Origin of the sequence: Novisyntrophococcus fermenticellae, from assembly GCF_018866245.1 — a bacterium.
In the GTDB taxonomy this organism is placed as follows: Bacteria; Bacillota; Clostridia; order Lachnospirales; family Lachnospiraceae; genus Novisyntrophococcus; species Novisyntrophococcus fermenticellae.
Map to the genome: position 1 here is coordinate 2,309,997 of NZ_CP076458.1, position 13,187 is coordinate 2,323,183.

11 protein-coding genes and 1 tRNA gene are annotated in these 13,187 nt (G+C 44.2%); 1 reads left to right on the top strand and 11 read right to left on the bottom strand.

Going from position 1 to position 13,187, the window contains the following annotated elements:
- Nucleotides 1-7 precede the first annotated feature (7 nt).
- The 9 genes from KNL20_RS10625 to KNL20_RS10665 all read right to left on the bottom strand — a co-directional run bounded on the left by KNL20_RS10625 (nt 8) and on the right by KNL20_RS10665 (nt 7,662).
- On the bottom strand, nt 8-340 hold the full coding sequence (locus KNL20_RS10625) for a V-type ATP synthase subunit F (RefSeq protein ID WP_230397726.1): 333 nt from the start codon (nt 338-340) through the stop codon (nt 8-10).
- Nucleotides 333-1,304, bottom strand: a complete 972-nt coding sequence (locus tag KNL20_RS10630; RefSeq protein WP_230397727.1) for a V0D/AC39 family V-type ATPase subunit — start codon at nt 1,302-1,304, stop codon at nt 333-335. The genes KNL20_RS10625 and KNL20_RS10630 overlap by 8 nt, the downstream gene beginning before the upstream one ends.
- On the bottom strand, nt 1,297-1,902 hold the full coding sequence (locus KNL20_RS10635; protein ID WP_230397728.1) for a V-type ATP synthase subunit E: 606 nt from the start codon (nt 1,900-1,902) through the stop codon (nt 1,297-1,299). Before KNL20_RS10635 ends, KNL20_RS10630 begins: the two co-directional genes overlap by 8 nt.
- 38 nt (nt 1,903-1,940) lie before the next feature.
- Entirely contained in the window at nt 1,941-2,417 is a 477-nt protein-coding gene (locus KNL20_RS10640; protein WP_230397729.1) for a V-type ATP synthase subunit K, read from the bottom strand.
- Nucleotides 2,410-4,446, bottom strand: coding sequence for a V-type ATP synthase subunit I (locus tag KNL20_RS10645; protein ID WP_230397730.1), 2,037 nt, complete (start codon nt 4,444-4,446; stop codon nt 2,410-2,412). Before KNL20_RS10645 ends, KNL20_RS10640 begins: the two co-directional genes overlap by 8 nt.
- Before the next feature lie 27 nt (nt 4,447-4,473).
- Nucleotides 4,474-4,782: a hypothetical protein gene (locus KNL20_RS10650; protein WP_230397731.1), complete on the bottom strand. Its 309-nt coding sequence runs from the start codon at nt 4,780-4,782 to the stop codon at nt 4,474-4,476.
- Nucleotides 4,783-4,795: 13 nt separating this feature from the next.
- Nucleotides 4,796-6,562 carry a cobaltochelatase CobT-related protein gene (locus tag KNL20_RS10655; protein ID WP_329957463.1) on the bottom strand — a complete coding sequence of 589 codons (1,767 nt, stop codon included), beginning with the start codon at nt 6,560-6,562 and terminating at the stop codon, nt 4,796-4,798.
- A 19-nt stretch (nt 6,563-6,581) separates the two neighbouring features.
- The gene (locus KNL20_RS10660; RefSeq protein WP_230397733.1) at nt 6,582-7,502 is read right to left on the bottom strand and encodes an AAA family ATPase; all 921 of its coding nucleotides are present in this window, start codon (nt 7,500-7,502) and stop codon (nt 6,582-6,584) included.
- Between the two features lie 86 nt (nt 7,503-7,588).
- Nucleotides 7,589-7,662, bottom strand: a tRNA-Arg gene (locus tag KNL20_RS10665).
- A gap of 523 nt (nt 7,663-8,185) precedes the next feature.
- On the opposite strand from KNL20_RS10665, the gene KNL20_RS10670 reads away from it, so the two are divergent.
- Nucleotides 8,186-9,892 carry an ammonium transporter gene (locus tag KNL20_RS10670; protein WP_230397734.1) on the top strand — a complete coding sequence of 569 codons (1,707 nt, stop codon included), beginning with the start codon at nt 8,186-8,188 and terminating at the stop codon, nt 9,890-9,892.
- A gap of 106 nt (nt 9,893-9,998) precedes the next feature.
- Here KNL20_RS10670 and KNL20_RS10675 read toward each other — a convergent pair whose 3' ends face one another.
- Together KNL20_RS10675 and KNL20_RS10680 are read right to left on the bottom strand one after the other, a co-directional pair.
- Nucleotides 9,999-11,492, bottom strand: coding sequence for a tagaturonate reductase (locus KNL20_RS10675; RefSeq protein ID WP_230397735.1), 1,494 nt, complete (start codon nt 11,490-11,492; stop codon nt 9,999-10,001).
- Nucleotides 11,493-11,524: 32 nt separating this feature from the next.
- Complete coding sequence (locus tag KNL20_RS10680; RefSeq protein ID WP_230397736.1) at nt 11,525-13,003, bottom strand: UxaA family hydrolase; 1,479 nt, start codon at nt 13,001-13,003, stop codon at nt 11,525-11,527.
- Between the last annotated feature and the right edge of the window lie 184 nt (nt 13,004-13,187).

Sequence of the window (13,187 nt, forward strand, 5' to 3'; positions counted from 1 at the left end):
GTCAACATCACCTGCTTTCTACATTTTCACCAAACAAGATATCTGAGCCTATGGCCTTTTCCACAGACTTTTTGATTCCCTCTATGCCTGCTCCCGTATTTCCGGTGATGCCCGGAATCCGGATAATAGCAGGCAGAAACTGTTCACGATATTTCTCAATTTCCTCCAACAGCTGTGCAGCCACGGCCTCTGTAATATAAATTACGGCATAGGAATCTTCTGCCAGCTGCCGGAAAGTTTTCAATGCCTGCTCCTCATCTTTCACGGGATACGTATCCAGTCCCAACGCTGCAAATCCATAGATACTGTCATACGCCCCAAGAACCGCTATTTTATACATACATCACCCTGACCCTTTCCCGGATTGCATCTTCCGAAAGTTCATTCTGCTTCCCGGTGAGAATCATCCGTACGGTCTTAATTTCATTTTCCCGGGCCAGGACATAGGCCAGCAGCGGTCCTGCGGAAAATGACTGATACTTTTGGGACTGAATCGTATAGATGATGCGATTATCACACCACCGCTCAAATGCCGAATTGGATTTCTTCAGGCAATCGACTGCATCGGAAAAGCCTTCTTCAATCAGATAAGTGCAGACCGCTTCAACACCGGACACTGCTGCCCGGATCAGTTTATCCAGATTCAGAGCATCACAAGGAGATAATGCCCGCTCCAAAAATTGTCTGTTCTTTCCCGCCTTCGCAGCCCTGACGGCGATCCTGATGTCTGCCAGCGTCACGATAATATTGGCATACGAACGAATCATAGCATCTTTGGATACATCTCCGGTTCTTCGTATGGTCTCCAGCAAGGCACGGTCTATGATGATATCACACAGTTGTCCATCTCTTGTCTGAAGCATCGTCTCCAACGCCTCATTCGCGGCTTCCTGCATGTGTTCCGGCAGTGATTTAAAATCCTTTTCCCGAACGATGCGGATCATCTCCTCTTTTGGAACGGACGTATTCGAAAAATAAATGTTAGCGCCCGGTGAACCGGTACAAGTTTCCTTTATGGCCGCTTTCAGATTATGATATAAGTTCTGAAAGGATAAAATGTCAAATACAGACATATCCACTTTTAATTCTCTGATTGCTTTCCATGTCTTCTCACTCTCACACTTCAATATACTATCCGCATCCAAAGCCTGGCCGGATAAACCCCATCCTCTTTCCGTCAAAAATGAAACACAATTTTCATATGTCCTGCAAGCCAGCAGCTGCTCAATTTCGCTTTCCGAAAATAGCTTTGTCTCCATGGAGCGAATCCGTGCAACCGCATACACAAAAGAATGATCAGCCATCGCACTCCCTCCATAGCATCCGGTTCGCCTGATCGATCAGCCTGCCTTTGTTGGCTTGGAGCAAAGCCTCAAACGTGCAGTTCTCCTCAATATCTCCATATATCAGAAGAAATCCATCCGCTATCTGACCCGGTTCTTTTGAAAGCCGGACAGATCCGCCTTTTTCTCCTGCAATTTTCTCTACAGAATCCAAAAACCCCTGTGGGACTCTTTTCAGATCACGGGCGCTCAAAAACATCCGCCCCTCGCCTTTATGACAATATTTCCCAAACATCTGTCTTAAAAAGCCAAAGTACTCATCGCTGTCAGCCTCATACATCCGCTTATGAACCTTTTCAAGCATCTCTGCAATGATTTCCTGCTTCGCTTCCAATATCGCTCTGCGTCTTTTCTGTTCCCGGGCAGAGGCCGCCCTGGCACGAAATTCGTTTAATTCCTTATCCAGAAGGTCAGAAGACTCCTTATCCCAGGCTTCACATTCATTTCTTCCCTGCGCCAGAATTTCTTCTTCCTCTCTTTTTGCATCCGCCAGTAAGCCCTCTGCCTCTTTCTGTGCTTCCGAAAGAATCTGCTGCGTCATCTTATCTAATCCACTCATACGGGTACAACCTCCTTTCCCTGAATTGATGTTACCCCTTAAACAGGAATTGAGGTAACTGCCAGGATAGAGATCAAAAGAGCCAGGATTGCATAGGTCTCTACCATAGCGGGAAACAGCATGGATTTACCGAACTGCTCCGGTTTTTTTGCAATAATTCCAATAGATGCCACGGATGTATTACCCTGCTGTCTTGCAGAAATCAATCCGACAAGTCCTATCGGAAGGCAGGCAAAGAAAATCATAAGACCTGTCTGCCAGGAAATTGTGGACATGTTACCGCCCAGCAGGCCAATCCTGCTCAGTGTAACAAATGCCACCAGGAGTCCGTAAATTCCCTGTGTGCCAGGTAACAATTGCAGCAGCAGAACCTTAGCGAACTTCGACGGATCCTCTGTTACAACCCCAGCCGCTGCCTGGCCAGCCACAGCCACACCGTATGCAGAACCGATTCCGGCAAGACCTGCTGCCGCCACTGCACCTAAAACTGCTAAAACTAAACCCATTTCATTCATCTCCATTCCCTCCTTCAATATCTACATATTTTGTATTTGCGCGAAAAGGTATAAATTCCCTTCCGCCGGACTCATAAAATTTACCAAAAAACTCCACATACTGCAGACGACAGGTATGGACATAGGCCCCCAGTAAATTAATACCCAGATTCAGGACATGTCCTGCAATAAATATAATTGTAAATATTACAGCGCCTGTCACTCCGCCCCCAACCATACTGCCCATCTGATTGATTACGGAAGCAATAACCCCCGTAGCCAGCCCCAAAGCCAGAAGTCTGGAATAGGAAAGTACATCTGAAAGCCATCCGGTTATATTATACAGATCGTATGCCCCCAATGCGATTCTAAGTGCCCAGTTTTTCCTGCCCCTCCCGGAAAACAGCAAAATCCCCGCGGCTCCGGTGACGGTAAATGCTTTTGCCAGAAAATTGACGCCTTCCGGAAAAACAAATCTGATTCCCGATATTGATTCGAACAGGCCGCTGGGAAGCAGAAGAAAAATCAAGCCCAGAAGCAGTAAAAACCAAAATACTACATCACACACAAAACCCATATAATTCTTGTCTTTTAAACACATATAACCTTTTAAGGCCAGACCGGTAAACATATGGATGCACCCAAACAGCATGGAGTATATCAGCATCTTCATTGGATCCTTTAATGGTACGAACCAGAGTGCCGGCAACAGAGATTCTCCTTCTGCAAGATGCACGCCAAAATAAGTCTTTGCAATAACATCGACAGCGTCACCGAAAAACCCGCCGAACATAAGCCCCCAAAACACTGTGGAAATTCCACACCAGAAAAATAACTGCAAGGATTTTCTTAAGTTTTTACTCATATTCGGAAATTTAAGTAATACAACTGCGCAGGCAATGGAAACGATTGCCCCATAGGCTGCATCTGACAGCATCAGGCCAAATAAAAACACATAAAATATAGTCATAATAAAAGTCGGATCTATCTCACCTTTATGCGGAAAACCAAATGAAGTAAGGATTCCTTCACCGGAACGCGCAAAACGATTGTTCTGCAGGATGACCGGTGCTTCTTCTGTTTCCTTTATATCTTCTATTTCAACAACAGCCTCATACTGTGTTTCCATCTCTTCCTTAAGGGTATAGGCATACTTTTGTGGAATATATCCACTGATGGCAAATACGTTGCGGGTTTGAGGAAGCTTGCCCAGAACTTCGTATTTATCCACTCTGATTCTGTAATAATCAGATAGAAGCCGTAAGTGTTCCCGTTCACCTGCATGAAAATAAATCTTATTCTTAAGTTCTATAATTTCCGACTGAATCTTCTCCGTTTCTTTTTCCAGCCGTTCTTTTTCCCGGTCAGGAGTTTCTCCGATTACATTGGACGGTCTTGCAAACCCCAGCTGTCTTAATGCTTCCTCCAGGCCGTGGGCATTTTCTTTCATACACATTACAGCCAGATAGGTAACTCCCTTATTCTGCGAAAGAACCTCAATCTCAAACGCCTCCGGCTTTGGGAGTGTCACTGACAGGTTCCCCAGAATCTGTGACTCATCCATCAGGCAGGGCAGACTTCCGGCAAAAAAAGTTGTTTTCTTCGTTCCCTTCGTATCCATGGGGACTTTCAGGTTCATCCAGGGGGTCAACTCCGTCATCCGGTTTTCAAGCTTTTGTATTGAGGCATTTCGAGCTGCAATTTCCCGGTCCATATCCACAAGGTCACGGGCTATACCAGAATATTCGGAACGTTTTGATGCTAGAAGTTCATATATATCCCCCTGTAGGCGTGTCTTTCCTTCCAATCCTGCCAGCAATGATGACTTTTCAGGTACATATTTGCTTAGTACTTCCAGAGCCTGCTCGGCCAGATGCATTCTATTTTGAAATGCCTGCTTTGCTCCGGACGTCTCTGTTTTTTCGTAATGCTCATCTTCCAAATCCAGGTCAAGTTCCATCCAGCCCAGTTTTTGAAGACGCTCCAGTATTTCTTTGCGATGCTGCCTGAATCCACAGATATTGATTCGCTGCATCTGTAAAACTGCCATAAAGACACCCCCCTCTCTCAGGCCCGGCTAAACAATCTCACGAATCAACTGCTGCACCGTCTGCTCCGAGTTTTCATACGCCTGTTTTCTTAGTTTCTCCAGATACTGTCTGACTTCCTCTTTGGCATTCTCATCCTGTTTTTTCTCATCCAACCGGGTCGCTTCACGCTGTGTTTCTGCCTTTTTCTTAAAGCTTTCCCTCTGATTCTCCCACAGCACAGCGGCCCCTTTAGCTGCATTTTCACGGATATACCGGCTTTCCTTTCCGGCATCCATCAGTATCTGGTCTGCCAGTTTTTCTGTCTCCTGAACAGAATGCAAGATACAATCAATCAATTCACAGTCCTCCTTAATCTTCAATCTGCCGCATCAAATATCTGCCTACAATATTTGAAAACCCTGTAATGTTACGAATATATGCAAAATCCTTACCAAATATCCGCCGTTCTGCCAGCAACTCCTGCTCCTCACCGGCAAATACACCAAGCACTGAAATTCCCTGCTGCCTTAATTTACGTACCTCAAATGCAGTATCCTTGACGGCGTATTCCCCCCGATAAGGTTCGGGATTCTTGTTTCCCGGACGGTTGACCACCACATCATAGGGTTTTCCGTCACTTAGGACAATTAAAATCTTGTGTTCCTCTTCTCGTGTTGCAAGCTGGGCCCCCACCGCTTTAATGGCCAGTCCATCCCTGTTATTGGCAGAAGTCATATACTCGAAGATGCGCCCATTCATCTTTCTGTCATCCTCATAGTCACGAAAACGGTGTAATATCGTATAGTCCCAGAAAGTGCAAAAGCTCATAACACGATGTGAAATCGACAGATTACTCAAAGCCTCGCTGATGGTATACGCCTGCATAGCCACTTTTCCCTGCCTTTTTCGCTGCGATCCGCTGGCATCAATCAGCACATCTACTGCAAAATTAATGGAATCCTGCTTGATTTCTTTCAGAAATAGCTTCGTATCCCGGCTTCGGCCCACCTTCCATAACTGGGAAGGATTAATCATCCCACAATCTGTCCGGACGATGTCCTGCTGGTCATGCATGGTCAATGCCCTGCGCAGCATATCGGTGAGAATACGGATATTTTGCTTTACTATCCGATGATTATCATAATATTCATTGAGATTTTTATCTTTTAACTTTTTCGCATATTCAAGCTGGTAATTCTTTTTCACCGGATTTTGAAGAATTCCCTCTGTAAAATACAGACTACATTCGTCATGAATTCCGCGGCACATCTGATAATTCACGGTTTTTTCTTCCCGATTTGACAGATACGTCTTCCCGTAATTCAGCTGTACATAGAGATTCATCTTCTCCAATGCCTCTTCATCTACTACCAGAATTTTTTTCTTTTTCTTTTCCTCCTCGTTCTTTGCCTGCGGTTCTTCTTCCTTTTCCTCTCGGATATCCAACGTCGTCATGGTTTCGCTGATCCGCTCCAGATATACCTCCAGATTTTCTTCATACATCTCCTCAGACAGATAATCTTTCCAGGAAAATTCTTTCAGTTCCTCCAGTGTTACCGCAAGTACTTTATCAAGACCACCCTTCTTCTTCTCAAAATCAGGCTCAACAACCTGATTATAAAGTTCATCAATGACCCGGATAACCCTTCCGGTATCCCGTGTATCCTTTAGGGAATGAAGTAGTTCCAGCCATCTGGTATTCTGCTTTGTAGTAACGATATGCCCGTCCAGGCTCTCCCTTAAACAGGCTGCTTTAAGCATACCCAGATTAGAAGATGTCAGCATATTGAATTCCTCGTCCAGAATCTCCTCACAGGCCTTTTTCCGAATTGCGGCAATACCTTCGCGCTCTCCCATCAGACGATCCTTTACTGCCTCTTCTATGCACAAAGATGAGACCATTAAAAGCGGTGCTTCCTGTGCCTGCATAAAGACTTTTTTCACAAGATACAAGGATAGCTGCTCCCGGTCCAGATATTTGGCAAATGCTCCTTGTTTGATGCTGTCATAAATGGAAGTATTTCTGGAAGTCAAAAAGCTTTCCACATCCGGCTTAATCCCCAGTGTGTAATCTCCACTTATGGTCCAGACCAGATTTCTGATTCTGTTTTCCAGCTCTAATCTATATTCATCCACTGGGAGGCTCCTTTCTTTATCATGCAAAGACATCTCCTGACGTCCACTCCTCCGGTATACGTGTCATCACCACGTCCTGCACAATTTCCTTTTCAAAGATGTCAAAACACTTATTTGTAATGCCCATGCGGGCTGCCAGTGTGGGCTTAAGCCCCTGCTTTATAGCAGCGATAGCCCCTGTCATTCCTCTTAAATCCAAAGCCTTTGTAGAAATTTCCCCGTGCTCCGCTTTTAACTGCAAATCCAGAAACAGGCCGATCCACTGCTCTTTTGCCCGTGCTCTCATATTCGGGTACATACGCTCCAGGATATAGGACAACGTCTCTTCTGTCTGGGAAGGCATATCAATGACAAGGAATCTGGATACCAGAGCTTCATTTAATTCTTTCGTTCCTGCATATCCGTAATTCATCGTTCCGATAAATCTGGCCGCAGGATGCAGATCGATTTTATCATATCCTGGTACATCGATGCTTCTTCGGTAATCAAGGGTCGCATGCAGTACAGAAACCGCATCATTCTTGGCCATATTGATCTCGTCGAGAATTCCAAATCCCCCGTACTCGGCACAACGGTAGATGCTGCCCTTACGCAGTGATACCTCATTGTCCCGAAATGTATCCGTACCGATCAGTTCTGCACTGCCGGTGTTTACATGAAAGGAAACGTTATAAGAAGGCCTGCCGAACAGCCATGCCAGATTCTCTGCCAGGACATTCTTTCCTGTGGCCTTGGCACCTGTAAGCAACAGGTTCTCTCCCTCAAGAAGTGCTGCGATAGACATCTCAAGTATCTCTCTTCCGTAGAAGGGGATTGCAGGCTTTACAACTCTGTGGCTTACTTTTTCATCTGTCTTGTATTTTTTTCGGAATAACTCCAGGGCTTCAATCAGACCGGAATCAACCTGCTGTGCTTCTAAAACCTTTAATTCTTCTGTCATTTTTTCCTCCAGAACCATTATCATTTTTTATCATTATAAACAAGAAAAACCCCTAAAGTCAATTAACAGACTTTAGAGGTCTTATACGTGCGTTAGAAGATTCGAACTCCCGGCCTTTTGGTCCGTAGCCAAACGCTCTATCCAGCTGAGCTAAACGCACATTCTATATCTTGTTGCCTTAACAACAAAACATATCTTACACCATAAAAACTAATCTGTCAACATTTTTTATTTTTTATTTTACTTTGGCATAAGCAGGAACCCTGCCACCGGCAGCTTTCCTTGCATACTTTGGTATAAAAAAAGTGGGGACTTCTTACGAAGCCTCCACCCTGAGCATTCAAAAACTTGGAAACAGATGTAAAATCAAGGAATCATCTGTCCAACCGGATATAAATAATCTATCATGAAAACCTCATATTGTCAATCTTAATATTTACTTTTGAATTGATTTCTGAAATTTCTGTTTTTTTGTATTGCTTTTTGAACATGAGCATATTATAATATTAACCATAATTTTCGGGACAATGAGGTCAGGGTATATGCCTTGGCCTCATTTTATTTACACAATGTAATATTCATTTAGACGAGGATGTCAAGGCATTTTTTGCCCTGGCATCTTTTTGTTTGAGTAAATCATCCCGAATATTAAAAATAAAAACAGAAAACAGGAGGGAGTAGTTATGTATTCATCAGTCAACACACTCTGGATTCTTGTGGCAACCGCATTGGTTTTCTTCATGCAGGCAGGATTCGCAATGGTAGAAACAGGATTTACAAGAGCGAAAAACGCGGGCAACATTATCATGAAAAATCTCATGGATTTCGCCCTTGGAACTCCGATTTACTGGTTATTAGGATTTGGAATCATGTTTGGAGGAGGCGGTGCACTCATTGGAGGCTTTGATCCTATGGTAAAAGGAGATTATTCCGCCATACTGCCCAGTGGTGTGCCGCCTATGGTTTATCTGATTTTTCAAACGGTCTTTTGTGCTACCGCAGCAACCATCGTATCCGGTGCAATGGCTGAAAGGACAAAATTCTCTGCATATTGTATCTACAGCATGGTAATCAGTGCGGTGATATACCCTGTATCCGGTCATTGGATCTGGGGCGGCGGCTGGCTGGCACAGATAGGATTCCATGACTTTGCCGGTTCTACAGCCGTCCATATGGTTGGTGGTATATCTGCACTGATTGGAGCAAAGATGCTGGGGCCCCGTATAGGCAAATATGATAAAAAGGGAAATCCCAAAGCAATCCCCGGCCACAGCCTGACACTTGGCGCACTGGGAGTGTTCATCCTTTGGTTCTGCTGGTTTGGTTTTAACGGCGGCTCTACTGTCTCTGCAACAGGGGATGACGTCCTTGCTTCCATGGGAAACATCTTCGTAACAACAAACATGTCTGCGGCAACGGCCTCCATTGCAGTTATGATGATTACCTGGATTCGATATAAGAAACCCGATGTGTCAATGACACTGAACGGTTCTTTAGCCGGTCTGGTCGCAGTAACCGCAGGTACGGATCTGGTGTCTCCATTTGGTGCCGCAGTCATCGGAATCATTGCCGGTTTCGCAGTCGTATTCGGAATAGAATTTGTAGATAAGATACTGAAAATTGATGATCCGGTGGGTGCTGTAGGCGTTCACGGCATATGCGGAGCATTAGGTACCATTCTCACCGGCTTGTTTGCAGTGGATGGGGGACTATTCTATGGCGGAGGAGTTTCTTTACTGCTTACGCAAATTCTTGGTGTGATCGCAGTAATGGCATGGGTAACCGTAACAATTACAATTACCTTTTTTTTGATTGACCATACCATCGGCCTCCGGGTGAGTGAGATTGAAGAGATTGAAGGTCTGGATATTCATGAACATGGTCTCGTCAGTGCATATGCAGATTTCATGCCATCTGATATCCATCTTTCAGGCGAAATGAATACATCGCCAGCAGACATTGTTATAGGAAGGTCTGCCGCGGAAACCATTCCCGTTACACATGTCAACATTGACAGGAATGAATCATCTGCGTCTAAGATTACAAAGGTTGAAATTATCACCAAGCAAAATAAATTCGAGGCGCTGAAAGCGGCAATGAACGAAATCGGCGTCACAGGTATCACTGTGACGAATGTGTTAGGCTGCGGGATTCAAAAAGGATCAACCGAATATTACCGCGGCGTCCCGATGGAGATGAACCTGCTTCCAAAGATACAAATTGAGATTGTAGTAAGTAAGGTGCCTGTCGATCTGGTCATTCAGGAAGCCAGAAAGGCTCTGTATACCGGTAATATCGGAGATGGAAAAATATTTATATATAATGTAGAAAATGTCATTAAAGTGCGTACCGGTGAATCCGGCTATGATGCTTTGCAAGGAGAAGAATAGTCTGCTCATCGCACTGCTTGATTTTCTAAAAGATAAGGGCTGTTCCCATTCGGGTTTTTACCGAATGGGAACAGCCCTTATCTTTGTTGCATATCCGTATTCTGAACTATGCCCGTGCAAGACAATTCTTCATGACTTCGTAAGATCCATGTTCTCTCACCATGGCCAAATCGTCTGTCACTGTCTCTAAAAGCCCCGGAATCAGTGTCAGATCTTCTCCCCAGAATTTTGAATTGGAAAGTACAGCTTTGGCCAGATCTGCACTGTTGTCGTTTTTATGGGCAGCGAAGAATTCCAAGACAAAACGGTCATCCTTGATTTCATACTCATTTTCACCGCGTACACCCACCAATGCATCTTCTTTCAGGCGCTTTCCCGTATAGAACTGAATATAGAAGGCCAGAGAAGCTGAAATGCAGGCCGGAACCTCACCGGACTTCTCCACATATCCTTTCAGAGATGGCAACACTCTGGCTTTCCATTTGGAAGTGGAATTTAGAGAGATGGACAAAAGTGCATGATCGACAAAAGGGTTGTTAAAGCGTTCCCTTACAGCAGACGCAAAATCCTTTAGTTCCCTTTCTGGCAGAGTAAGCGTGGGAATAATTTCATCGTAAATCGTTTTATTCATAAATCTGCTGATTACATCATCATTCATACAATCCCTGATGATGTCCTGTCCTGCAAGGTAAGCCCCCAGAACCATAGATGTATGTGCGCCATTCAAAATACGGACTTTTCTCTGCTTATAAGGTTTGTGATCCTTACAGATAATAATCGGAAGTCCTGCTTTTTCAAATGGCAGCTCTTCTTTCAGAGTGTCCGGGCCTTCGATTACCCAGAATCCAAATACTTCTCCAGTATCTATCAGATTATCTTCATATCCGAGTTCTTCACAGATCTGCTTTGCTTCATTTCTCGGATATCCTGTTACAATACGGTCAACCAGTGTGGAGCAGAAGATGTTTTCTTCCTTCACCCAATTTTTGAAGTCATCTCCCAGTTTCCACTGATCCACATACTGCAGTACGCATTTTTCCAGTTCTTTCCCATTGTCGTCAATTAATTCACAGGATAGAATAATAAATCCTTTTCCTTTTTCATTCCCGAAATATTTAAAACGCTCGTATAAAAACTGTGTCAATTTACCCGGATAGCTGGCAGCCGGAACATCTTCGAATTTACAGGACGGATCATATACGATACCTGCTTCCGTGGTATTGCAGCTGATAAACCTAAGATCCGGATTTTTCGCACAGTCCAGAACTTCCTGATAATCTTCATAAGGATTCAGGCAACGGCTGACACTTGATATTACGCGCTTGGAATTGATACATTCCCCATTCTCGAATCCACGTAAAAACAGGGTATAAAGACCTTCCTGCCCATTGATCATATCTGACATTCCAGATCCGATCGGCTGACATAAAACCACTTTTCCGTTGAATCCTGCACGCTCATTCAGCAGATCAAACCAGTAATCCACAAAGGCACGCAGAAAATTGCCTTCTCCAAATTGCAGAACACGCTCCGGTGCCTCTTTTAATAAATATCCGTCGTATCCTTGCTCTTCCAGTGTTTTATAACTTAATTTCTTCATGTCTTTCCCCTTTCTATTGAATTTATTTATAGCTACAGGGTTACTCCCTGTTTAAAGATTGCCATATCGTGAAATCCTTTTTTCTCCGCCTTCACCAGTTTCCCGGAAGCCACCTCTATGACATAGTCAAACAACTTCTCAGCCGTCTCTTCCAGTGTTGCATCCTCTGTCAGACGTCCACAGTTAAAATCAATCCAGTTGTTCTTTCTCTCACTTAAACCCGTGTTCGTCGAGATTTTCACTGTTGGAACAGGTGAAGCAAAAGGGGTTCCCCGCCCGGTTGTAAACAAAACCATATGGGCTCCACTTGCCGCAAGCGCAGTAGCCGCAACCAGATCATTGCCCGGTGCACTCAAAAGATTCAAGCCTTTCTTCTTTACCGGCTCGCCATAGGACAAAACATCTCTGACTGCTGCACTTCCACTCTTCTGCGTACATCCCAGAGATTTATCCTCCAACGTAGAGATGCCTCCCTTTTTATTTCCGGGAGAGGGGTTTTCATAAATTGTCTGATTATGGCTTTTAAAGTAATTCTTAAAATCATTTACCAGATGAACGGTCTTTTCAAATATTTCTTCATTTTCACAGCGATTCATCAGAAGCGTTTCCGCTCCAAACATCTCCGGAACTTCGGTCAGTATCGTGCTTCCTCCCTTTGAAATCAACAGATCCGAGAACCTTCCAACCGTCGGATTTGCAGTAATACCCGACAGACCATCGGAACCACCGCACTTCATTCCGATTATTAATTCACTGACACTGACGGGCTCTCTTTTTGCTTCTTTCACGTGTTTCGAAAGATCTTTCAGAATCCTTAAGCCTTCATTTATTTCATCCTCACACTCCTGTGCCACGAGAAAACGAACCCGCTTCTCATCGTAATCACCTATATATTTCTTTAAAATATCAATATTACTGTTCTCACATCCCAGACCCAAAACCAGAACCCCACCTGCATTGGGATGGTTGATCAAATCTGCCAGAATTGTTCGGGTATATTCCTGATCCTCACCCATCTGGGAACATCCATATGGGTGGGGGAATGCACAAACAGCATCCAGGCTGCCTCCTGCCAGGCCGGCAGCCTGTCTTTCGATCCTCTGTGCCACATTATTGACACAGCCAACCGTGGGAATAATCCAGATTTCATTACGGATTCCTACTTTATTGTCACTTCTTCGGAATCCCTGAAACATGACTTCTTCCGTGAACTTTAAATCCGTCGGGTTTTTTTCATATGTATATTCCAGTAAATCTCCCAGACCAGTCTTCAGATTGTGCGTATGTATCCACCGGCCCGGTTCTATATCTTCCGTTGCGATACCAATGGGATTTCCATATTTGTAAACCTTTTCTCCGGCTGCCATATACTGCAGGGAGAATTTATGACCCTCCATGATGTCTTCTTTTAAAGTAATCTCCTTCTCATCTACAATACACATTTTACCTGCACTTAATGGTGTCAATGCCACAGCAACCGTGTCTTTGGGGTGAATCTTCAGATACTCCATGCCTTCTCCTTTATGTTTGCCTTTATGTTTGTTTATCTTTATGTAAGCGCTTACATTTATAAGTACACCATTTTTCCAAATCTGTCAATATGATTTAAGAAATTAATAAAAATTTGGTTGCTTTTTTCTCTATACTGGCTTATAATAATGCCAGAAAAGAAGGGTATGTACTGTAAGTACTTAC

What these genes read in the sequence shown, in the direction of transcription:
- KNL20_RS10680 (WP_230397736.1), bottom strand. Translation starts at nt 13,003, where the DNA reads ATGGAGTATCTGAAGATTCACCCCAAAGACACGGTTGCTGTGGCATTG.
- KNL20_RS10625 (WP_230397726.1), bottom strand. Translation starts at nt 340, where the DNA reads ATGTATAAAATAGCGGTTCTTGGGGCGTATGACAGTATCTATGGATTT.
- KNL20_RS10670 (WP_230397734.1), top strand. Translation starts at nt 8,186, where the DNA reads ATGTATTCATCAGTCAACACACTCTGGATTCTTGTGGCAACCGCATTG.
- KNL20_RS10660 (WP_230397733.1), bottom strand. Translation starts at nt 7,502, where the DNA reads ATGACAGAAGAATTAAAGGTTTTAGAAGCACAGCAGGTTGATTCCGGT.
- KNL20_RS10630 (WP_230397727.1), bottom strand. Translation starts at nt 1,304, where the DNA reads ATGGCTGATCATTCTTTTGTGTATGCGGTTGCACGGATTCGCTCCATG.
- KNL20_RS10635 (WP_230397728.1), bottom strand. Translation starts at nt 1,902, where the DNA reads ATGAGTGGATTAGATAAGATGACGCAGCAGATTCTTTCGGAAGCACAG.
- KNL20_RS10640 (WP_230397729.1), bottom strand. Translation starts at nt 2,417, where the DNA reads ATGAATGAAATGGGTTTAGTTTTAGCAGTTTTAGGTGCAGTGGCGGCA.
- KNL20_RS10675 (WP_230397735.1), bottom strand. Translation starts at nt 11,492, where the DNA reads ATGAAGAAATTAAGTTATAAAACACTGGAAGAGCAAGGATACGACGGA.
- KNL20_RS10645 (WP_230397730.1), bottom strand. Translation starts at nt 4,446, where the DNA reads ATGGCAGTTTTACAGATGCAGCGAATCAATATCTGTGGATTCAGGCAG.